Origin of the sequence: Ponticaulis profundi, from assembly GCF_042659465.1 — a bacterium.
Taxonomy (GTDB): Bacteria; Pseudomonadota; Alphaproteobacteria; order Caulobacterales; family Hyphomonadaceae; genus Ponticaulis; species Ponticaulis profundi.
The window spans coordinates 141559-160444 of record NZ_JBHSSW010000005.1 but is presented as its reverse complement, the minus strand read 5'-3'; the positions used below and the strand labels follow the sequence as shown (position 1 = coordinate 160444).

General features: G+C 55.7%; 25 protein-coding genes. 12 read left to right on the top strand and 13 right to left on the bottom strand.

The genetic code is table 11. The annotated features are described in order from the left end of the window. Positions 1-30: 30 nt before the first annotated feature. A complete protein-coding gene (locus ACFQDM_RS05850; RefSeq protein WP_377376717.1) occupies positions 31-1140 on the top strand; it encodes an S-(hydroxymethyl)glutathione dehydrogenase/class III alcohol dehydrogenase in 1110 nt (369 codons plus the stop codon). A gap of 45 nt (positions 1141-1185) precedes the next feature. On the opposite strand, the gene ACFQDM_RS05845 is transcribed toward ACFQDM_RS05850, so the two are convergent. Next, the gene (locus tag ACFQDM_RS05845) at positions 1186-1347 is read right to left on the bottom strand and encodes a hypothetical protein (RefSeq protein WP_377376715.1); all 162 of its coding nucleotides are present in this window, start codon (positions 1345-1347) and stop codon (positions 1186-1188) included. Between the two features lie 122 nt (positions 1348-1469). Between ACFQDM_RS05845 and ACFQDM_RS05840 the strand changes: the two genes are divergently transcribed. Further along, positions 1470-1850 carry a VOC family protein gene (locus ACFQDM_RS05840; protein ID WP_377376712.1) on the top strand — a complete coding sequence of 127 codons (381 nt, stop codon included), beginning with the start codon at positions 1470-1472 and terminating at the stop codon, positions 1848-1850. Positions 1851-1860: 10 nt separating this feature from the next. Continuing rightward, positions 1861-2697, top strand: coding sequence for an S-formylglutathione hydrolase (fghA, locus tag ACFQDM_RS05835; RefSeq protein WP_377376709.1), 837 nt, complete (start codon positions 1861-1863; stop codon positions 2695-2697). Here the strand turns inward: fghA and ACFQDM_RS05830 are convergent, their stop codons facing one another. Further along, on the bottom strand, positions 2698-3897 hold the full coding sequence (locus ACFQDM_RS05830; RefSeq protein ID WP_377376705.1) for a CaiB/BaiF CoA transferase family protein: 1200 nt from the start codon (positions 3895-3897) through the stop codon (positions 2698-2700). 124 nt (positions 3898-4021) lie between these two features. Between ACFQDM_RS05830 and ACFQDM_RS05825 the strand changes: the two genes are divergently transcribed. Both ACFQDM_RS05825 and ACFQDM_RS05820 read left to right on the top strand, forming a co-directional pair. Continuing rightward, on the top strand, positions 4022-4444 hold the full coding sequence (locus ACFQDM_RS05825) for a hypothetical protein (protein WP_377376704.1): 423 nt from the start codon (positions 4022-4024) through the stop codon (positions 4442-4444). Between the two features lie 61 nt (positions 4445-4505). Further along, positions 4506-5417, top strand: coding sequence for a mechanosensitive ion channel family protein (locus ACFQDM_RS05820; protein ID WP_377376701.1), 912 nt, complete (start codon positions 4506-4508; stop codon positions 5415-5417). Positions 5418-5484: 67 nt separating this feature from the next. On the opposite strand, the gene cpdR is transcribed toward ACFQDM_RS05820, so the two are convergent. Then, positions 5485-5844, bottom strand: a complete 360-nt coding sequence (cpdR, locus tag ACFQDM_RS05815) for a cell cycle two-component system response regulator CpdR (RefSeq protein ID WP_377376698.1) — start codon at positions 5842-5844, stop codon at positions 5485-5487. A 113-nt stretch (positions 5845-5957) separates the two neighbouring features. Here cpdR and ACFQDM_RS05810 point away from each other — a divergent pair, with 113 nt between their 5' ends. The 5 genes from ACFQDM_RS05810 to ACFQDM_RS05790 all read left to right on the top strand — a co-directional run bounded on the left by ACFQDM_RS05810 (position 5958) and on the right by ACFQDM_RS05790 (position 9891). After that, positions 5958-6848, top strand: coding sequence for an N-formylglutamate amidohydrolase (locus ACFQDM_RS05810; RefSeq protein WP_377376695.1), 891 nt, complete (start codon positions 5958-5960; stop codon positions 6846-6848). Between the two features lie 291 nt (positions 6849-7139). After that, on the top strand, positions 7140-7532 hold the full coding sequence (locus tag ACFQDM_RS05805; protein ID WP_377376693.1) for a helix-turn-helix domain-containing protein: 393 nt from the start codon (positions 7140-7142) through the stop codon (positions 7530-7532). Positions 7533-7563: 31 nt separating this feature from the next. Then, complete coding sequence (locus tag ACFQDM_RS05800; RefSeq protein WP_377376690.1) at positions 7564-8406, top strand: inositol monophosphatase family protein; 843 nt, start codon at positions 7564-7566, stop codon at positions 8404-8406. 123 nt (positions 8407-8529) lie between these two features. Further along, positions 8530-8946 carry an SET domain-containing protein gene (locus ACFQDM_RS05795; protein WP_377376688.1) on the top strand — a complete coding sequence of 139 codons (417 nt, stop codon included), beginning with the start codon at positions 8530-8532 and terminating at the stop codon, positions 8944-8946. Between the two features lie 108 nt (positions 8947-9054). After that, on the top strand, positions 9055-9891 hold the full coding sequence (locus ACFQDM_RS05790) for a methyltransferase domain-containing protein (RefSeq protein WP_377376685.1): 837 nt from the start codon (positions 9055-9057) through the stop codon (positions 9889-9891). Between the two features lie 46 nt (positions 9892-9937). On the opposite strand, the gene mscL is transcribed toward ACFQDM_RS05790, so the two are convergent. The 8 genes from mscL to ACFQDM_RS05750 form a co-directional block, all read right to left on the bottom strand. Further along, a complete protein-coding gene (gene mscL / locus ACFQDM_RS05785; RefSeq protein WP_377376684.1) occupies positions 9938-10372 on the bottom strand; it encodes a large-conductance mechanosensitive channel protein MscL in 435 nt (144 codons plus the stop codon). 37 nt (positions 10373-10409) lie between these two features. Further along, entirely contained in the window at positions 10410-11339 is a 930-nt protein-coding gene (locus ACFQDM_RS05780; RefSeq protein ID WP_377376681.1) for a CPBP family intramembrane glutamic endopeptidase, read from the bottom strand. 138 nt (positions 11340-11477) lie between these two features. After that, on the bottom strand, positions 11478-12044 hold the full coding sequence (gene rplS / locus ACFQDM_RS05775; protein ID WP_377376678.1) for a 50S ribosomal protein L19: 567 nt from the start codon (positions 12042-12044) through the stop codon (positions 11478-11480). Positions 12045-12064: 20 nt separating this feature from the next. Continuing rightward, positions 12065-12775, bottom strand: coding sequence for a tRNA (guanosine(37)-N1)-methyltransferase TrmD (trmD, locus tag ACFQDM_RS05770; protein WP_377377106.1), 711 nt, complete (start codon positions 12773-12775; stop codon positions 12065-12067). A 91-nt stretch (positions 12776-12866) separates the two neighbouring features. Next, positions 12867-13988: an acyltransferase family protein gene (locus ACFQDM_RS05765; protein WP_377376677.1), complete on the bottom strand. Its 1122-nt coding sequence runs from the start codon at positions 13986-13988 to the stop codon at positions 12867-12869. A gap of 88 nt (positions 13989-14076) precedes the next feature. Further along, positions 14077-14256, bottom strand: coding sequence for an HNH endonuclease (locus ACFQDM_RS05760; RefSeq protein ID WP_377376675.1), 180 nt, complete (start codon positions 14254-14256; stop codon positions 14077-14079). Between the two features lie 94 nt (positions 14257-14350). Beyond that, complete coding sequence (folD, locus tag ACFQDM_RS05755; RefSeq protein ID WP_377376672.1) at positions 14351-15235, bottom strand: bifunctional methylenetetrahydrofolate dehydrogenase/methenyltetrahydrofolate cyclohydrolase FolD; 885 nt, start codon at positions 15233-15235, stop codon at positions 14351-14353. Positions 15236-15253: 18 nt separating this feature from the next. Beyond that, positions 15254-15580: a YggT family protein gene (locus tag ACFQDM_RS05750; RefSeq protein WP_377376669.1), complete on the bottom strand. Its 327-nt coding sequence runs from the start codon at positions 15578-15580 to the stop codon at positions 15254-15256. Between the two features lie 332 nt (positions 15581-15912). Between ACFQDM_RS05750 and ttcA the strand changes: the two genes are divergently transcribed. Together ttcA and ACFQDM_RS05740 are read left to right on the top strand one after the other, a co-directional pair. Continuing rightward, the gene (gene ttcA / locus ACFQDM_RS05745) at positions 15913-16815 is read left to right on the top strand and encodes a tRNA 2-thiocytidine(32) synthetase TtcA (RefSeq protein WP_377377104.1); all 903 of its coding nucleotides are present in this window, start codon (positions 15913-15915) and stop codon (positions 16813-16815) included. A gap of 23 nt (positions 16816-16838) precedes the next feature. Further along, a complete protein-coding gene (locus tag ACFQDM_RS05740; protein WP_377376666.1) occupies positions 16839-17282 on the top strand; it encodes a hypothetical protein in 444 nt (147 codons plus the stop codon). On the opposite strand, the gene ACFQDM_RS05735 is transcribed toward ACFQDM_RS05740, so the two are convergent. Both ACFQDM_RS05735 and ACFQDM_RS05730 read right to left on the bottom strand, forming a co-directional pair. Further along, positions 17283-17954, bottom strand: a complete 672-nt coding sequence (locus tag ACFQDM_RS05735; protein WP_377376663.1) for a carbonic anhydrase — start codon at positions 17952-17954, stop codon at positions 17283-17285. 123 nt (positions 17955-18077) lie between these two features. Continuing rightward, positions 18078-18848, bottom strand: coding sequence for an SDR family oxidoreductase (locus ACFQDM_RS05730; RefSeq protein WP_377376662.1), 771 nt, complete (start codon positions 18846-18848; stop codon positions 18078-18080). Positions 18849-18886: the final 38 nt, after the last annotated feature.

Here is an 18886-nt window from a genome sequence, read left to right as displayed (position 1 = left end):
TAGTCGCGCCAGCGAAACAAGGAGACCTTCATGAAAACCCGTGCAGCTGTTGCATTTGAAGCCAAGAAGCCACTCGAGATCGTCGAACTCGATCTGGAAGGCCCAAAAGAAGGCGAAGTGCTGGTCGAGATCATGGCGACGGGCATTTGTCATACCGACGCTTACACGCTCGACGGCCTGGATTCCGAAGGCCTGTTCCCGAGCATTCTGGGACACGAAGGCGCCGGTATTGTCCGTGAAGTCGGTCCAGGCGTTACCTCCGTGAAGCCAGATGACCACGTCATTCCGCTCTACACGCCGGAATGCCGCGAGTGCAAAACCTGTCTGTCTCAGAAATCAAACCTCTGCACATCGATTCGTTCGACACAGGGGCAGGGTCTGATGCCGGACGGCACATCGCGCTTTTCTTACAAAGGTCAGACCATTTATCACTATATGGGCTGTTCGACCTTTTCGAACTTCACCGTCATGCCGGAAATCGCTGTCGCGAAAATCCGCGATGATGCGCCATTCGACACGTCCTGCTATATCGGTTGCGGCGTAACCACCGGCGTTGGCGCCGTCACCAACACAGCGAAAGTGACGCCTGGTTCAAACGTCATCGTCTTCGGGCTTGGCGGCATTGGTCTGAACGTCATTCAGGGCGCGAAAATGGTGGGCGCCAACATGATCATTGGTGTCGACATCAATGACAGCAAGGAAGAGTGGGGCCGTAAGTTCGGCATGACCCATTTCGTGAACCCGAAGAAGATCGATGGTGACATCGTGCAACATCTGATCGCGCTCACGGGCGGCGGCGGTGACTTCACCTTCGATTGCACGGGCAATACGGATGTGATGCGTCAGGCGCTTGAGGCTGCGCACCGCGGCTGGGGTGAAAGCATTGTCATTGGCGTTGCAGAAGCCGGCAAGGAAATCTCGACACGCCCATTCCAGCTGGTGACGGGACGCGTCTGGAAAGGCTCAGCTTTCGGTGGTGCCAGAGGCCGCACGGATGTGCCGAAGATTGTTGACTGGTACATGGATGGCAAAATCGAGATCGATCCGATGATCACGCACAAGCTGTCTCTGGAAGACATCAACAAAGGCTTTGATCTGATGCACGCTGGCGAAAGCATTCGCAGCGTCGTCGTTTACTAGCCAGATCATGTCTGCGGCGGGCAGGGCTCGCCGCAGATGCAAACGTTATTTCAGACCCCAGGCCAGAGCGAGAAAGCCAAGGCCGGTCAGCACGGGTGGAAACATGATGTTCGGGATCGGCGCGAGCCCGATGGCAATCATTGCGACGCCCAGAACGAGCATGATGTAGAAAAGCGTATTCTTCTTGCGGCTGTTGATGAGCGACATTCCGGTCTCCTGAGGCGGTTCGCAGAAAAGAACGCTGGTCGGAAGAAATTGGTTCATTTCTCATCTGGTGCAGAGCCAGATCCTGTAGCAGGTTGTCCGGGACTGTCAGGGAGGAAAGATATATGTTCAGTCACATCATGGTCGGTTCAAACGACATTGAACGTTCGCGCAAATTTTATGACGCCTGTTTTGCGGCGCTTGGCGGTAAGCCGGGGATTATGGATCCGAAAGGGCGCCTCATCTATCTGCACAATGGCGGCGTGTTTCTGGTGACCAAGCCGATTGATGGCGAGCCGGCCTGTCATGCAAATGGTGGCACGATCGGCTTCGCCGTAGACAGCGAAGAGATGGCAGAAGCCTGGCACAAGGCTGGCCTCGAAGCGGGCGGTACTGCCATTGAAGACCCGCCAGGTATTCGCGAAGGTTCAGGCCAGAAGCTCCACCTTGCTTATCTGCGCGATCCGGATGGCAACAAGATCTGCACAATGATGCGCGTCAGCTAGAAAGGACATTATGGAAACCGTCTCGACGAACAAATCTCACCATGGCGTCCAGGGCGTCTATAAGCACACATCCAGTGTTACCGGGACAGAGATGACCTTTTCTGTCTTCGTGCCCAACCATGCCGAGGGCGCGAAATTGCCGGTGGTCTGGTATCTGTCCGGCCTGACCTGCACCCATGCGAATGTCACCGAAAAAGGTGAGTTCCGTGCGGCCTGTGCCGAGCTTGGGCTGATCTTTGTCGCTCCGGACACCAGTCCGCGCGGCGAGGGTGTCCCGGATGATCCGGAAGGTGCTTATGATTTTGGTCTCGGGGCGGGTTTCTACGTGAATGCGACGCAAGCGCCTTTCGATCAGCATTACAAAATGCGCGACTATATCGAGAAAGAACTGCCGGATTTGATCGCCTCGAAATTCCCGGTCGATATGTCCCGGCAGGGCATTATGGGGCATTCCATGGGCGGACACGGTGCGCTGACCATCGGTCTTCGCAATCCGGATCGCTTCAAAGCGGTTTCTGCGTTCTCGCCGATCGTTTCGCCGCTCAATTGCCCATGGGGTGAGAAAGCGCTGACGGGGTATATCGGTTCAGACAAGTCGACCTGGCGTGAATACGATTCCTGTGCGCTTCTCGAAGATGGCGCCCGACTGCCAGACCTTCTGGTGGATCAGGGCACTGCTGACAATTTCCTTGAAAAGGAATTGAAGACCCATCTGCTGGTCGAGGCATGCTCAGCGGCGGGACAAAAGGCCGAGATCCGGATGCAGGATGGCTATGACCATTCCTACTATTTTATCTCGACCTTTATGGATCAGCATCTGGTCTGGCACGCCGAACGGCTTGGCTGATCAGATCGTTCCAGACTCTTTCAGGGCGTTCAGATCGTCGTCTGAACGTCCGAGCAGGTCTCCATAAATCTCTTCATTGTGAGCGCCGGTTTCCGGAGCGCTCCAGCGGATGTTACCGGGCGTTTCGGAAAATTTCGGGAAGACATTCTGCATCGGAATGGTCCCGAAATGCGGATGGGGAACCTGCGTGATGGATTCGCGCGCGGCGTAGTGCGGATCATCCATCATTTCCTTGCCGGTATAGATTGGGCCACAAGGCACGCCATGCGCCTCGCAGACATCAGCAATCTCGGCCTGGGTCAGCTTGCGGCTCCAGTCTGAAATCAGGGCATCAATTTCGGCCTGATTCTCCCCGCGGGGTACGTGGCTCTTGAATTTCGGATCATCAGCCAGTTCCGGGCGGCCCATCGCTTCGGCGAGACGACGCCAGACCGTGTCCTGATTGGCCGCGATGATCATCATGCCGTCGGAGGCGGGATAGACATTTGATGGCGCAATCTTTGGCAGGAAGCTGCCAGTGCGTTCGCGGATATGTCCGGCCACGCCATATTCAGGCACCAGACTTTCCATCATGGACAGACAGGCTTCATAAATGGCGCTGTCGACCATCTGGCCCTGTCCTGTGGCGTTGCGATGCTGAAGCGCGGCCAGAGCGCCCATCGCGCCGAAAGTGGCGGCTAGGCTGTCGCCAAGAGAAATACCGGCGCGCGAAGGCATGCGATCAGGCTCTCCCATCACATAGCGCATGCCGCCAAAAGCCTCTCCGACGCTTGCGTAACCGGCTTTCTTGGCATTCGGTCCCGTCTGACCGTAGCCGGAAATGCGAACCATGATGAGGCCTGGATTGATCGCCTTGAGCACATCATAACCAAGCCCCCACTTCTCCATCGTGCCGGGGCGGAAATTCTCAACCAGAATATCGCTCTTTGCGACGAGGTCCTTGAGCATGTTCTGGCCATCCTCATGGCGCAGATTCAGCGTGATCATCTTCTTGTTGCGGCCAACAACCGGGAACCAGAGTGATTTATCATCCGGTTTGACCTGGCCCCATTCACGCAGCGGGTCCGGCTGTCCCGGTGGTTCCACTTTAATGACTTCTGCGCCCATATCGCCAAGGAGCTGCCCACAGAATGGACCGGCGAGCAAAACGCCCAGTTCGATCACACGTAATCCTTTGAGGGGGCCAGTCGCTTCCTGCATGGTTTGCATCCATTCTGTTCTGTTTTTCAGCACTGCGTCTAAGCCGAATAATCTCCGCTGAGCGGAATGTCACGGCAAAGGCTCAATTCTGATCAATCTGCGAGGGGAAGGCGGAGGCGTCGACATGTTGATGATTGTAAGAGTGATCCTGTCATTGGGTTTGCTGGTCTATGGCGCCCTTCGCCTGTTCGGAACGGTGATGTTTCTGCTGATTGGGGCGGGCCTGCTTCAGTCTGCAGATTTTGAAAGCGGCAGACAGTTGCTGTCCGATGCGCTGCCCGACATGAATGAGAGTGCCATCATTCCTTTTTCGCCACTCGCTTACACCTTGTTCAGCGGTGCGATGGGGCTCGCCATGACACTCGGGGCGCTTGGGGCGTTGTTCAAGCGCATCTGGGGTGTATGGCTGCTGGCGCTCTATAATGCATTGTTCCTGGCGATGTTCGTGAATTTTGGAATCGTGAACGCCAAAATGGTGCATCTCGGCGTTACCATCCTGCTGACCTTCATCCTGTATTTGCTTGTTCGCGCGAAACCGACTCGCTGATTTAGCAAAAAGCCGAAGTTATTGGGACGCCAAGGGAACCAGCCTTTCGCTGATGTGTTCGATGTCTATGGACATCAATCCCATCGATCTGATCTTCACTGCTGTTGAGAAGATCCTTAGTGGCTTTTTCGAGAGCCTCCCGCAAATCCTTATTGCCGTTATCGTCTTTGCCGTCTTCCTGCTGGTGGGGCGTTTTGTTCGCGCCGGGATTACTTCACTGATGAAGCGCACACGGATGCGAAGCGCGCTGATCCGGCTCGCCGACAATCTGATCATGATTGCGACCTGGATTCTGGCATTCGCCTTTGCTGTGACGATTGTTTTCCCGTCGGTGACGCCCGCCAATATGATTGCAGGCCTCGGACTGACCTCGCTGGCGGTCGGCTTTGCCTTCAAGGATGTTTTCGAAAATTTCCTTGCGGGGGTGTTCATCTTGGCACGCAAGAAAATGCGGATAGGGGATGTGATTGAATGTCAGGAGATATTTGGCCGCATTGAGGACATCCGAATCCGCGAAACGCATGTCCGCGATACCGATGGCGAACTGATCATCGTCCCAAACGCTTATCTGTTTCAGAACCCGCTCGAGATACAGACAGACCAGACGCTCAAACGTCAGGAGCTTGTTGTGGGCGTCGATTATGATTCAGACATGCGCGCCGTTCGTGAAGCTCTGCAGGGCGCGCTTTCGACGTGTGATACGGTCAGCACGTCGAAAGAAACCGAAGTCAAATGTGTCGGCTTTGGGGGCTCCAGTATCGATTTCAAATTGCTTTGGTGGACCGACAGTCAGCCTAAGGCGCAGCGCAATTCCTATGATGAAGTCGCATTCGCTGTGAAAGATGCGCTGGATGAGGCAGATGTCACCATTCCGTTCCCGCAATCCACATTGTCTTTCCGTCCCGAAGCGTGGCCGGTCAAGACGGCGCCGGATCGTGAGGGCCGGGATGCTGAAATGAGCAGCGAGGGCTAGACCCCACTCATAAAAAAGGCCTGCCGTGAGATCCGGTCAGGCCTTCATCATGCTCGATCTGCTGTGTTCAGGCTGCCATCACGCGCTCAACCTCGTCGACGAGCTCGCGCAGGTGGAACGGCTTGGAAAGGATTTTGGCGCCAGCCGGTGTGTTTGCCTTGTTGGAAAGCGCAACCGCTGCAAAGCCTGTGATGAAGACAATTTTCATGGCTGGGTCGAGTTCGGCGCCACGACGTGCCAGCTCAATCCCGTCAATGCCAGGCATCTGAATATCCGTCAGCAAGAGGTCGAAGACTTCGCGCTCCAGCGCCGTCAGCGCGCCATCGCCATCTTCAAAAGATTGCACATCATGCCCGGCGCGTTTCAGAGCCGCAGTCAGAAAGCTGCGCAAAGAATCATCATCTTCAGCAAGCAGGATCTTTGTCATGTCGTTGTCCTGTTATCCACCATTCCGGAACATACTATCATGCAGCAATGTAAATTGACCATGAACAGAAAGCTGGACTTAACTGTTCAACTGCCACAAAAACCATAACACCAATGACGAAAGAGCATACACTTTCCAACGGCCTTCAGCTTCATGAGCAGGAAACGCGCGCATTTTCACTGATTGCGCCGTCAGAGGCTTCGTCTGTGCTCTTTTCCTCACCACATAGCGGCCGGTACTATCCGGAAGATTTTCGTAAACTCCTGCGCGTGCCATTGATGGATCTGCGTCGGGTCGAGGATGCTTATGTCGACGAACTGATTGCGGGCGTGACCGAGTTGGGGGCAGGGCTTCTGACCGCCAACTATCCCCGCTCCTTCGTGGATTTGAACCGGTCGGAGAATGAGCTCGACTCGCGGATGTTCCGCGATGGCCCGCCCACGCCGGCAGGAGAACGTAGTCCGCGGGTAGAGGCGGGGTTGGGCTGCATTCCACGCATCGCGGCATCCGGTGAAGACATTCACGCCCGAAAGCTCAGCCGTAAAGAGGCCGACCAGCGTCTCGCGCTCGCCTATGCGCCTTTCCACGCTGTGCTGGATGATCAGCTGAATGCGATCTACGCCCGCCATGGGCAGGCGGTTCTGGTTGATTGCCACTCCATGCCCTCCATCATTGGGGGGCGCCGAGTGCAGGCGGATATCGTGCTTGGCACGCGACATGGAAGTTCCTGTGACGAAAGCCTGGCGCGTCTGGTTGAGGGGACCTTTGTGCGCCGCGGCTATCGGGTGTTGCGGAACGTGCCTTATGCAGGGGGCTATCTGACTGAAAAGCATGGTCGCCCGCTCGAAGACCGGCAGGCTATCCAGATCGAGATCAATCGACGAATCTATATGGATGAATCAGAGGTTGCGGTTCATGCGGGTGCACGCAAATTCAGCCGTGATTTTTTGTGCGCTGCACAAATTATCTTGGACTGGGCTGACCAAAAAAAAGCCGCGCCATAAGGCGCGGCAGAAGTCATAGGGAGGAAACGCCCCAAATGAGGGCGACAACGCAAAACGTTGTGCATTCAAAATACGTTGCGGCGCAATAAATGCAAGCCCCTAATGTGCGAAAATCCGTCGCATCGCAGAAAAAAGCACATGTCAGTGATTAAAATTCTATTTTATGGGGAATTATTATTGTGCGCCGCAGCAAAATGGTATCGTGAGTTGCCGCGAAAACGGCATGCGGATTGCTCCTGATAGGCGAAAGCGTCCCTTGATGGGACGGTAGAGCTAACCTGGAGGGCAATTATGGCCACCGATATCGATCTACATGTTGGAAAACGACTTCGCCGTCGCCGTCGCCTGCTTGGGCTGACACAACAGGAGCTGGCAGGTCACGTTGGCGTGCGGTTTCAGCAGATTCAAAAATATGAGTGTGGCGCGAACCGTATTACATCCGGACGTCTGTTCGATCTCTCTCGCGCGTTGAACGTGAAGGTTCAGTACTTCTTCGATGGCATCGTCGATCTCGACTCTGCCGTAAAGCCAGCAAATGACTCGGAAGAGATGGATGGTGATATCCTGTCTCAGAAGGAAACGCTGGAACTGGTTCGCGCCTATTACCGTTTGGATGAGCGTCCACGGAAGCGACTTCTCGAGCTGGCCAAGGCTCTGCAGGGCGATGCGACAGACGTTGCTTGATTGAATTGGAAAGCTGGGGCAGGGAAGCAGGATGACGACTGCATTGCCTCAACCTTCCGAACACGATGCGCAGCGCCTCGAGATTGCGCGCAAGCTTGCTGATCTTGCAAGCGAGGTGACGCTGTCTCTGTTTCGCCGTCATGGGGAAACTGAAGACAAGGCGGGGGCCGGTGATTTCGACCCTGTCACGAAGGCCGACCGCGATGCGGAAGCCGTCATGCGCGCCTTTCTCGAGAAAGAAGCGCCGGACGATGCCATCAATGGTGAAGAGTTCGGACTGCGTGAAGGACGTTCCGGTTGGACCTGGTATCTCGACCCGGTTGATGGCACCCGTGCTTTCATTGCTGGTCTGCCAAGCTGGACAACGCTGATTGGTTGCGCATTTGAAGAGGATCCGAAGATCGGCGTGATTGAGCAACCTTATCTGCAGGAGCGCTATATCGGCTGGACCGATGGCGCGGTTCTGGAGGCGCGCGGAGAGACACAGCCGCTGCATGTGGATGCGCTGAGCAAACTCACAGACTCCATTCTTTCAACAACAGACCCTTTCATTCTGACGCCATCAGAACGCGGTGCATTCGAACACTTGCGTCAGACGGCAAAGCTCACCCGCTATGGGCTTGATGCCTATGCCTACGCACGCCTTGCGGCGGGCAATATTCATCTGGTGACAGAGACCAGCCTGAAGCCGCATGACATCGCCGCATTGATCCCTGTGGTGCGCGGCGCAGGTGGTGTGGCTTGCGACTGGACAGGGGCGCCGGCCCGCCTTGGGCCGCAACTGGCTTGTGCGGCTTCGCAAGAGATCATGGATCAGGCCATCATCTCATTGCGTCGGTCTGCCGGGCGACGGGCAGGTATTGGCCAGCAGTAATTTCCCGCTTGCCAAGCTCGCATTTTCTACCCCTTATTTCACTTCGCGCGCCAATCGTCCGCGCTGGGTTCTGCCCATAAGGGACATGTCCGGTGACGATCCGGATTTCAGGACGTTTTTAAAATGATGCTTGTTCGCGCCTATCTCGCGCCTTCTTCCATTGAAGGTCTGGGTGTGTTCTCTCACGACAATATTCGCAAGGGCGATGTTGTCTGGCGATTTGATACCCGTTTTGATCAATTGATTCCGCTTCAGACGCTGGCCGACAGCGATGACCGGACACGCGAATTTCTGGAGCGGTATGGCTATGACATGCCCATGCATCCAGGCTTTCTGGCGCTCGACGCCGATGAGGGACGTTTCATGAACCATAGCGACGCGCCGAATCTGGATTTCAGTGCGCCGGATTATGGGGTGGCGCTCGTTGATATTCCGGCTGGCGTGGAGCTGACCTGCGATTATCGCGAATTCACTGTCGGAGACATTGTGTTTCAACCGCCGCGTCATCAGGTGGCGACCGGCCTGTCTCAGGTGAATTGAAAGCGCTGTGATGTGCGCGGGCCGTTAAACGTCCGCGCGCTTCACGCAAATGTGCAAGCATGCAGCCTCAAACTGGTTTACCTTATGTAGATCGAAGGAGGAGGACGCATGAAACATTTCATTTTGTTGGCCGGAGCTTCGCTCCTGGCGCTTGCTGCCTGTGAGACGACAACCCCACCGCCGGTCGAGCCTGCAGAGCCGCCAGTGGCTACTGAAACGCCGACGCCCGTCGCAACCCCCACGCCTGCGGAAACGCCGGTTGTCTATGACTATTCGTCAGCGCTTGCCAGTGACTTACGATCAGAGGAAGACCTCGAAAAGGATGAAGCCCGTCTGCCAGCCGAAACGCTTGCGTTTACCGGCGTCGAGCCGGGTGACACCGTGCTGGAGCTTGAAGCGGGCGGTGGATATTTTACCTCTCTTCTGGCCGCAGTGGTTGGCGAGGAAGGTATGGTCTACATGCAGAACCCACAGGAATTCGATAATTTCTGGGGTGGTGGAGATCCACCGCGCCTGGTCGGTTTGCCAGAAACCGTGAGCTATCTGCGCACAGACTTCGATGATTTCTCAGCATTGCCGGATGAAAGCATCGACGTCGTCACCTGGATCATGGGACCGCATGAGCTCTGGTACACACCCGATCGATCAGATGGGCTGGGGGAAGCAAACCCAAGCTTTGCCGAGATTGCTCGTGTTCTGAAGTCGGGCGGCGCGCTCGTCATGCAGGATCATAAAGCGCCAGCCGGGAGCCCGCCGACAACAGGTGGCGATACCCACCGGATCGATCCGGTGATCATTGATGGCCTGGCCACGGAAAATGGTCTGGTCCTGACAGAAAGCTCGGACTTGTTTGCGCATCCGGATGATGATCTGACAATGAATGTCTTTGCGCCGGAAGTCCGGGGCAAGACCGATCAGTTCCTCGTCAAATACGTCAAGGAATAGTCGTCTGAAAGAAAAGCCCGATGACGACCATCGGGCTTTCTCTGATTTAGTCGGCTTTTTTCTGGACCAGTGCGTCCCGGATCTCCTCAAGCAGGACTTCCTGGCGCGGCTTGGCTGGCGGCTCTTCCGGGCTTGCCGGGTCTTCCCAGCGCGCTTTCAGCTTGTTCATGGTGCGGATCAGGAAGAACAGGATCAGCGCCAGAATCAGGAACGAGATGACGTTGTTGATGAAAAGGCCGTAATTGATCGCCACTTCCGGTTCGACCACGGCGCCGTCTGCGCCGGTTACAGCGTCTTTCATCACATATTTCATGGCTGAAAAGTCCACGCCGCCGAGGATGAGCCCGATTGGTGGCATGATGACATCATTGACCAGTGATTTGACGATGGTCGAAAATGCGCCGCCCAGAATGAAGCCGACAGCGAGGTCGACGACATTACCGCGAGACGCGAATTCCTTGAATTCCTTTAAAATACCCATGAGGCTCAGCCCTTTTCTGTAACCTAGGGTAAATCCGTTAAGTCACATTTCGTTGCGCGTCACTCGAAATTTGATCTTCGGCTAAGTCTAGCTCGCCGGGATAAGCTCCGTGATACGGGTAGCGCAGATAAAGGAACATCGAGATCGGGACCAGTATTATGAGCGCGATCAGGCCCGTCATGCCGTGCAGGAGCGGATTGAACACATCGGGTGCCATCATCATCATGGTCACAACGCCAGCCACTTGATTGAGCATGCCATGAAGCATTGCGGGCGCGAAAACCATGCCTGATTTCAATTGGGATGACTGAAAGATGATCGACAGGCAGATTACGATCGGGATCCAGACGAGATGACCGAGCCAAGGGGAATCGGGATAGTTATGCCCCAGCAGCACGATCATGGGCGTATGCCAGACGGCCCAGATCACACCGGTGATCAGCAAGGCGCGCCGACCAAACCAGCTTTCCAGCTTTGGCGTGAGAAACCCCCGCCAGCCAATCTCTTCTCCCAGGTAAAAGAGGGAGTTCGTTATGAGGCCGATGGTCAGTCCAATGCCCAGAAGCGCGGCAACCGTGCCCGGCGGCGTGAGCGCCGCGAACGGTGTTGCGGCAAGCTGTGCCATAACTGGCGTATCAAAATTGAAAACATCCGGTGAAATGATGAAGGTTAGTGCATAAACGGCAAACAGCAGTGCCAACATGCCGGCGTAAGACAGGCCCAGCCAGATGAAATTCCCGACGCGAATCATCAGGCCGTTATCGCCAATCAGTTTCCGCTTAAGCACCAGTTTCTGAATGAAGATGGCGACGCTGGCAGGAACAAGCATGCAGAGTGACAGAACCATCGCCGTGAGTGCTTCTGGCACGCGTGTGGCAATCAGGACAAGGCCCCAGGTGACAACAAAGGTTGCGATCAGAAAGCTGATAATGCCTTTGGTGTCGCGCGTTTCACGTGTCTGTGCCATGGCCCAACCCCTCGTTGCGCCGCGAGCATGCCTGAGCCCTCAGGTGCACGCAAGCAGGTAAACACCATTAAAAAAGGCAGGCCCTGAGGCCTGCCTTCTGATCGGTTCAGAAACCCGCCGGAAATCCGGTGGAGGTTTCTATTCTTCTGTTTTGTTCTCAGCTTCAGCTGCTGCTGCGGCCTCAGCGGCTGCTGCAGCAGCGGCGTCAGCTTCGGCTTTCTTTGCAGCTTCGACAGCAGCGCGCTCTTCAGCGGCGCGTGCCTTACGCTCAGCTTTCGCTGCCTGGTTGGCGCGCTTACGCTCTGTCTTGCCGAGAATGTTCTCGCGAACTTCGATGCCGTGGCCGCTTGTGCGCTCAGCAATACGAGCAGATTTACCGCGACGGTCACGCAGATAGTAAAGTTTCGCACGGCGAACTTTACCCTTACGCTTCACTTCGATGCTCTCAATGTTTGGAGAGTAGAGTGGGAAGACACGTTCGACGCCTTCGCCGAAAGAGATTTTGCGAACCGTGAAGTTTTCGTTCACGCCGCCGCCTGAACGGGCAATGCAAACGCCTTCGAAACGCTGAACGCGCTCGCGCTCGCCTTCCTTAATGCGGACGTTTACCGTCAGCGTGTCGCCGGCAGAAAACTCCGGATACGACTTGCCCTCGGTGACGCGGGCGATTTCTTCTTTTTCAAGCGTCTCGATGATGTTTGCCATCTTCTCTACTCCGGCCCTGTTTAATCAGGCTTGCCTGCCTTGCTCTTCTTTACCCATGCTTCCCAGATATCTGGTCGGCGTTGTTTTGTAATTGCTTCCGACTGTTCCTGTCGCCATTTCGCCACGGCGCCATGATCACCCGAAAGCAGGACATCCGGTATGCTTCGATCCTCCCACACGCGCGGACGCGTATAATGAGGATATTCGAGCAGACCGGACTCGAAACTCTCTTCACTCAGCGAGTCATGATTTCCCGCGACACCCGGAAGAAGTCTCACCACGGCTTCCAGAAGAACCATGGCTGCCACTTCACCGCCAGCGAGGATGTAATCCCCAATACTGACTTCCTCAATGCCACGTGCCTCAATAACACGCTCATCTAAGCCTTCAAATCGCCCGCAAATCAGGATAACACCGGGGTCGGAAGCAAGCTTTCGCACCCGGGCCTGAGATAACGGTTTTCCTCTCGGGCTCAGATAGATCAGCGGACGATCCTTGCGATCAACCGCGTCAATTGCAGACGCCACCACATCCGGGCGCAACACCATACCGGCGCCACCTCCCGCAGGAGTGTCGTCAACAGATCGGTGCTTATGATCGGAAAAGGCACGAATGTCCAGTGCCTCTAGCGACCAAATTTCATTTTCCAGTGCTCGACCGATGATTGAGGTGCCGAGAATACCGGGAAATGCGTCCGGGAACAGGGTGAGTATGGTGGATTGATAGGTCATGCGTGTGCGCGCTTTACCCTGAAAAGCGGTCAAATGTCATCCGGAAAGGCGGAGCGGGCCTTTCCGGAGCATGGTTTGTTGCGTGAAAAGCTCACTCGGCAGGAGTCTGCACGGCGCTTGCTTGCTCTGACCTTTTCTTGCGACCGTTCCAGCTGTCTCGGATCAGTTTGCGTGATGGCTCCTCGATCAGATGGTGGGCCGGATAGGAAATCGCGACCACGACCAGCGTGAAGGCAAGGGAGGTCCAGCCGTTGACGACAAAAGGGATGCCCAGCACATCCAGCCCATTCTTCAGGATTATGAAGATGGGCACATGCAGGATGAAAATGGCATAGGACCAGCCGCCGAGCTTGCAGAGCGTTTTTGTGGACAGGAAGGTTGGTTTTGCGTGCGCATCAATCCGCGCAAGGCTCATGATCATAATCGCGCCACCCAGGGCCACGAAAGCCGTGCCGAGATGACTGATCGCTGCGATGAGCGCACAGGCCGCACCTGCAATAGCGTAGATACCGGCGCGAAAGCTCGAAACACTGAACTGGTCAAAGGCGGCGCGTGCGCCGACACCGACCAACATGACTACAGCGCCGCGTAGCGCACCCCAGTCCATGGTCGACTGGCTCAGTGGCCGGTCGAGGAACAGTCTGTGCACATTATCGATCAGAAAGACATTCAGAAGACAGAGTGCCAGAAACAGAAACGCATGGCCGCGCATTTTGTCGGCAATCAGAATATAGAGCGGGAAAGCAAGATAACCCGCGAATTCGGCGCTGATCGCCCAGGCGGGGAAATTCCAATACACAACATCCGGAAGGCCGAACGACTGAAGCAGGGCCAGATTTCCGAGTAGGCCGGTGATCGAATAGTTCGTGATATGATCGGCTTTGCCGATCGACATGCCCAGCAGCAGATACGCAATGATAACGCCGAGCGCGAAGACGTGTAGTGGATAGATGCGGGCAAGCCGGGCCATCATGAAGTCGCCAAAGGCAAACGGCCTGGTGCGCCGCGCCCAGTACACATGTGCCAGCACAAAGCCTGACAGCACAAAGAAGACATCGACGCGCGCGACGCCGAGTTCCAGATACGGGATCGTGCCGAACCCGTCATGGTCATACATGTGACCGACGTGAAAATAGGCGATCCAGATTGCGAGTAGAAACCGCAACCCGGTGAGAGATTCAAATCTCTGCCGTGTGGTTTGTGTGATCGTCATGGGCTTGCTCCGAGAGGTGTATGGTCTCGAAAGAGCAAGTTTGATTCCAACCTGAGACGTTGGTTATTCTTTTCTTCGCCCTGGTAGATTAACCCTCGGTTTTCCCTGACCAGCGGCTTCCCTTGCGTTTGTTGCAGGCTGCGTGTGCGAGCTGAAGATTGCTCTCGTCATCATGCCCGCCTTTGGCGCGGGGCCGGATATGATCGAATGTCGGGCGTTGTTTTGACCAGAGCGTTGCGTGCGCGACATCAAATCTGTGACGTGGCATTGGCGCTTCGCAGAGCGCGCAAAGCCCGCTCTGCTTTTGCCAAAGTCTTTGAAAGATTTCGCTTTCTTTTGCCTGAAACGGCTGCGCCACGGATCTAGCCGATCTTACGGCGCAGTTTTGCGGCTTTCACCGTGTTTTCCAGCAGGCAAGCAATGGTCATTGGGCCCACACCGCCGGGAACCGGTGTGATGTAACCGGCAATGTCCGCGCAGGCGTCATAATCTGCGTCACCAACGAGGCGTGTCTTGCCTTCGCCCTTCTCAGGAGCCGGGATGCGGTTAATGCCAACATCGATCACGGCCGCACCGGGCTTTACCCAGTCGCCCTGTATCATTTTCGGTCGCCCGACAGCCGGAATGAGAATGTCAGCTTCACGGCAGACGGCGGGAAGGTCCCTTGTCCGTGAATGGGCGATGGTCACCGTGCAGTTCTGTTCGAGGAACAAAAGCGCGGCTGGTTTGCCAACCAGAATGGAGCGCCCCACAACCACGCAATGCTTGCCGGAAAGGTCATCGCCAAGCGCGCTTTTTGCAAGCGTCACACAGCCGCTCGGCGTGCAGGGGCGAAGCCCTGGCTTGCCGAGAGAGAGACGTCCGGCAGAAGCCTCTGTCAGGCCATCAACATCCTTGTCCGGTGAGATCTTCTCGATTGCGCTGTCCGCATCGAGGTCATTCGGCAGAGGCAGTTGCAGCAGGATGCCGTCAACCGTGTCATCGGCATTCAGGCGTTCGATCAGGGCTTCAAGATCAGACTGGGTGATGTCGGCCGACACATGGTGGTGAATGGACCGCATGCCGGCTTCTTCGGTCTGCTTGACCTTGGAACGGACATAGACCTGGCTGGCAGGATCTTCGCCGACCAGCACGACGGCAAGGCCGGGTGTCACACCGTGAGCGTCTTTCAGAGCCGCCACATCTGCGGCAACCTGTTTGCGGAGCTCAGCGGCAATTGCTTTTCCGTCAATAATCTCGGCGGTCATTCGAAGGCATCCATATGTTTAGCGCAGGCCGGAAAGTGCGATCTGACCGGCCAGAAATCCCAGAAACGAGCTGATGACATAGAGAATGATCCAGAGCGCCATGATCGACAGATCAATGCCGTTGATCATTGGCACAACACGGCGGATCGGCTTCAGAACCGGCTCGATCAGGGATGACCCGATCTGCAGGATAAATTGCACAACCGGATTGTGAGCCGAAACGCCTCCGAAACTGACCAGCAGACGGGTCAGGAAGTAAATGAAGATCGCCAGCATATAAGCGCCGATCAGCATTTGTACGAGGCCGATAATCGTCGTCAGGAACCAGATCAGGAAATTGTTCATTCGCGTGTCTCCAGCGAGGTTTTCCCTCATGTAGAGTGATTATGGATGAAATGGAACCTCGAGGTGATCCAGTTGCGAAATTGTCGCTTTATGGAGTGAAGATTCGGTTGCGCGAACGCCTCAGGCCGTCTCGTGCTGAACGGTCGGTTATGCGCGGTTCAGGCGCAATCTGCTTGAAAGCAGGTTCCAGCCCTTGGCCGACCGGCATGCGCAGATTAGATTGCGCTCCTACACACACTTGCCGGTCGGCTCTTTTTCCATCAAAAGGCCGGTTTCCGGACAATACCCGCAAAGAGGCAGATTTGGCCCACGACACCGCACAATTGCCGAAGATGAAAACACTTCGCTCAGCCGTCACCACCCTGGATGTGGAGGCGAGCTTTCGCGCGGCCTACGCCAATGCACCTGATGGTGTCACGTTCAAGAAAGTACGCAAACGGCTGGTACGTCAGGCGCTGGAAACCATTCAGACCTACGGGCTGGATACCTCAAAGAATAGCAGTCGGCCGGCCAAATGGCTGGTTTGCCTGTCCGGCGGAAAGGACAGCTATGCCTTGCTCTCCATATTGCTGGAGCTGAAATATCTCGGCGCAATCAATGCCGAATTGCTGGCCTGCAATCTGGATCAGGGCCAGCCTGGCTTCCCGGCTGAGACCCTGCCGAACTATCTGAACGACCTCGGGATGCCTTACCGCATCGAAACCGAAGACACATACTCCATCGTGACGGACAAAGTGCCGTCGCAGAAAACCTATTGCGCGCTTTGCTCGCGCCTGCGCCGCGGCATTCTCTATCGCATCGCCCGTGAGGAAGGCTGCGACGCGATTGTGCTTGGCCACCATCTGGATGATGCGCTGGAAACCTTCTTTATGAACCTCTTCCATGGCGGCCGGCTTGCTGGCATGCCGCCCAAACTGGTGAATGATGAAGGCGATCTAATGGTCCTTCGCCCGCTCATCCGCTCGGTTGAGGCCGATGTCGAAAAGTTTGCGTCCGGCATGCAATTCCCGATCATTCCCTGCACGCTCTGTGGCTCACAGGATGGTTTGCAACGCGCTCTGATGAAGCAGATGCTGAATGACTGGGAAGCGCGCACACCGGGACGGAAAGCCAAGATGGCAAACGCTCTGGCGCATGTCAGACCATCACACCTGCATGATCCGAATGTGTTCGACTTTAACGAATTGCTACCGGATGCGGTAAAATTGGCGGAACTGAATTCGCCGAGCTCTTAACGCGTACCTGTTAACAAACAGGCATGATCCGTTATCTGAAATACGCAATTGTCGCCAGCTTGTTGCTGTTCCCGTCTGTGTCGCTAAGCGCGCATGCCGCTGGCGGTGGTTCTGAGCCGGAAGACAAGGCCGTCACCCGGATTACCGGGTCGAAGATTTATGTCGCCGTCACCGGGCTCAACATTCCGATCGCGGAATGGGATGGGTTTTCGGGAATGGTCGCTGTCGATGTCGGACTCGAGATTGCAGACAATGACATGCGAAAAAAAGCGGTCGCGACCATGCCGCGGATTCGTGACAGTCTTCGTCGGTCGATCCACTCTTACATGAATGGCACTTACATGCCGGGTACGGTCCCGAATCTGGTAATGATGGGAGATCGGATGCAGCGCGTCATCGATCACTCGCTTGGGGAAGGCGTGGCCAAGGTCACAATCGCCTCGGCCATCATCCACCCTTATTCCTGATCAGTCGCAGCAGCTGTTCTTTTTTGCCAGCTCGCGTGCAAGCGCGGCATAGTGATCGTCAACCGGTGAGAAGGTATCTGTCTCTTCATCATAGGCAGACACTTCGCCGGTCTTGATGTCGTAGACCCAGCCGTGCAGGGTGAGTTGTCCTGCAGCCAGTCGGCGCAGAACGCTTGGGTGGGTTTTTAGGTGCTGAAGCTGCAGCATGACATTCTGTTCCAGCAGCATGCGCATCTTTTCATCGTCTGAGGTTTCGTCGGTTGCCAGCTCATTGACGACATCCACAGCCGCTTGCGCAAATCCGATCCATTCCTTCACATGTGGAAGATGCTTGACGGAGTCCGGGTTCATTGCGCCCTTCATGGCGCCGCACTCACTGTGACCGCAGACCACAATATGTGGTGTGCCGAGTACGCGCATGGCGAATTCAATGGTTGCTGTCATGGCGCCGGTCTGGCTCGTATGCGGTGGCACGATATTGCCGGCATTGCGCAGAATGAAAAGCTCACCCGGATCAGTCTGCGTGATCATGGCGGTTTCGACGCGGGCATCAGAGCAGGCAATGAAGACGGCTTCCGGCTCCTGGCCTTTTGCCAGCCTCTCAAACAGTTCCTTTTTGTCCGGATAGACTTCGTTCTGGAATTTGATCACACCGTCGATAAAACGTGGCAAGGCTGGCACCTCCTGTTGGTCTTGTCTTTTTAAAGAGGGTTCAGCCGCCCATCGCAGGGCGGCCCCACGAGCTTTGAAATGCGCTCGGTCATGCAAAAGGGCAAGTATTTTGCTCGGCTTTTTTTACATTGCTGAGATGCCGCCATCGACCTTCAATTCGGCGCCTGTGATGAATTTGGACTCATCGCTTGCCAGAAACAGGACAGCATAAGCCACGTCATCGGGCTCACCGACGCGGCCGATCGGAATCTGACGCCCAAGTTTCGCAAGCGCTTCTTCTTCACCGAAAGCGGCCTTTGTCGGGTCCAGAATAGGCGTATCGATAAATGCCGGGTGGACGGAATTGCAGCGGATACCCGATTTTGATTTGGCGCAGTGCAGTGCGATTGATTTCGAAATCATCCACGCACCGGCCTTGGCCGTGTTGTAGGACACATAGTTTCCAGATGCGATCAGACCGGCAATCGAGGAGATGTTGACGATAGAGCCGGGTGCATGCTCGCGCATGATCGGGATGGCGTGCTTGCTGCCCAGAAAGATGGAGTCGACATCAATCGTCTGCACGCGCTTGAAGGCGTCATAGTCTTCGTCTTCGACCGATCCGTTGGAAGCAATCCCAGCATTGTTGACGAGAATGTTCAGACCACCCATTGCGTCTTTCGCGGCCGACAGGACGCGCTGCCAGTCGGCATCGCTGGTGACATCATGCTGAAAGGAAAACGCCTGTCCCGGATAGGATTTATTGATCAGCTCAGCCTGGCTGGCTGCTCCATCGCCATTGATATCTGTAAGGGCGACTTTGGCCCCTTCTTTTGCAAGCAGCGTTGCAATTGCAGCTCCCAGCCCCTGCGCAGCGCCCGTGACCAACGCCATTTTTCCGGATACTCGGCCCATATACTCTCTCCCTGATATTTACCGGGGACGATGCCGAA

Excerpts from the sequence above, each read along its gene's own strand:
- ACFQDM_RS05850 (WP_377376717.1), top strand. The coding sequence starts at position 31 with ATGAAAACCCGTGCAGCTGTTGCATTTGAAGCCAAGAAGCCACTCGAG.
- ACFQDM_RS05845 (WP_377376715.1), bottom strand. The coding sequence starts at position 1,347 with ATGTCGCTCATCAACAGCCGCAAGAAGAATACGCTTTTCTACATCATG.
- ACFQDM_RS05840 (WP_377376712.1), top strand. The coding sequence starts at position 1,470 with ATGTTCAGTCACATCATGGTCGGTTCAAACGACATTGAACGTTCGCGC.
- fghA (WP_377376709.1), top strand. The coding sequence starts at position 1,861 with ATGGAAACCGTCTCGACGAACAAATCTCACCATGGCGTCCAGGGCGTC.
- ACFQDM_RS05830 (WP_377376705.1), bottom strand. The coding sequence starts at position 3,897 with ATGCAGGAAGCGACTGGCCCCCTCAAAGGATTACGTGTGATCGAACTG.
- ACFQDM_RS05825 (WP_377376704.1), top strand. The coding sequence starts at position 4,022 with ATGTTGATGATTGTAAGAGTGATCCTGTCATTGGGTTTGCTGGTCTAT.
- ACFQDM_RS05820 (WP_377376701.1), top strand. The coding sequence starts at position 4,506 with ATGTCTATGGACATCAATCCCATCGATCTGATCTTCACTGCTGTTGAG.
- cpdR (WP_377376698.1), bottom strand. The coding sequence starts at position 5,844 with ATGACAAAGATCCTGCTTGCTGAAGATGATGATTCTTTGCGCAGCTTT.
- ACFQDM_RS05810 (WP_377376695.1), top strand. The coding sequence starts at position 5,958 with ATGACGAAAGAGCATACACTTTCCAACGGCCTTCAGCTTCATGAGCAG.
- ACFQDM_RS05805 (WP_377376693.1), top strand. The coding sequence starts at position 7,140 with ATGGCCACCGATATCGATCTACATGTTGGAAAACGACTTCGCCGTCGC.
- ACFQDM_RS05800 (WP_377376690.1), top strand. The coding sequence starts at position 7,564 with ATGACGACTGCATTGCCTCAACCTTCCGAACACGATGCGCAGCGCCTC.
- ACFQDM_RS05795 (WP_377376688.1), top strand. The coding sequence starts at position 8,530 with ATGATGCTTGTTCGCGCCTATCTCGCGCCTTCTTCCATTGAAGGTCTG.
- ACFQDM_RS05790 (WP_377376685.1), top strand. The coding sequence starts at position 9,055 with ATGAAACATTTCATTTTGTTGGCCGGAGCTTCGCTCCTGGCGCTTGCT.
- mscL (WP_377376684.1), bottom strand. The coding sequence starts at position 10,372 with ATGGGTATTTTAAAGGAATTCAAGGAATTCGCGTCTCGCGGTAATGTC.
- ACFQDM_RS05780 (WP_377376681.1), bottom strand. The coding sequence starts at position 11,339 with ATGGCACAGACACGTGAAACGCGCGACACCAAAGGCATTATCAGCTTT.
- rplS (WP_377376678.1), bottom strand. The coding sequence starts at position 12,044 with ATGGCAAACATCATCGAGACGCTTGAAAAAGAAGAAATCGCCCGCGTC.
- trmD (WP_377377106.1), bottom strand. The coding sequence starts at position 12,775 with ATGACCTATCAATCCACCATACTCACCCTGTTCCCGGACGCATTTCCC.
- ACFQDM_RS05765 (WP_377376677.1), bottom strand. The coding sequence starts at position 13,988 with ATGACGATCACACAAACCACACGGCAGAGATTTGAATCTCTCACCGGG.
- ACFQDM_RS05760 (WP_377376675.1), bottom strand. The coding sequence starts at position 14,256 with ATGCCACGTCACAGATTTGATGTCGCGCACGCAACGCTCTGGTCAAAA.
- folD (WP_377376672.1), bottom strand. The coding sequence starts at position 15,235 with ATGACCGCCGAGATTATTGACGGAAAAGCAATTGCCGCTGAGCTCCGC.
- ACFQDM_RS05750 (WP_377376669.1), bottom strand. The coding sequence starts at position 15,580 with ATGAACAATTTCCTGATCTGGTTCCTGACGACGATTATCGGCCTCGTA.
- ttcA (WP_377377104.1), top strand. The coding sequence starts at position 15,913 with ATGAAAACACTTCGCTCAGCCGTCACCACCCTGGATGTGGAGGCGAGC.
- ACFQDM_RS05740 (WP_377376666.1), top strand. The coding sequence starts at position 16,839 with ATGATCCGTTATCTGAAATACGCAATTGTCGCCAGCTTGTTGCTGTTC.
- ACFQDM_RS05730 (WP_377376662.1), bottom strand. The coding sequence starts at position 18,848 with ATGGGCCGAGTATCCGGAAAAATGGCGTTGGTCACGGGCGCTGCGCAG.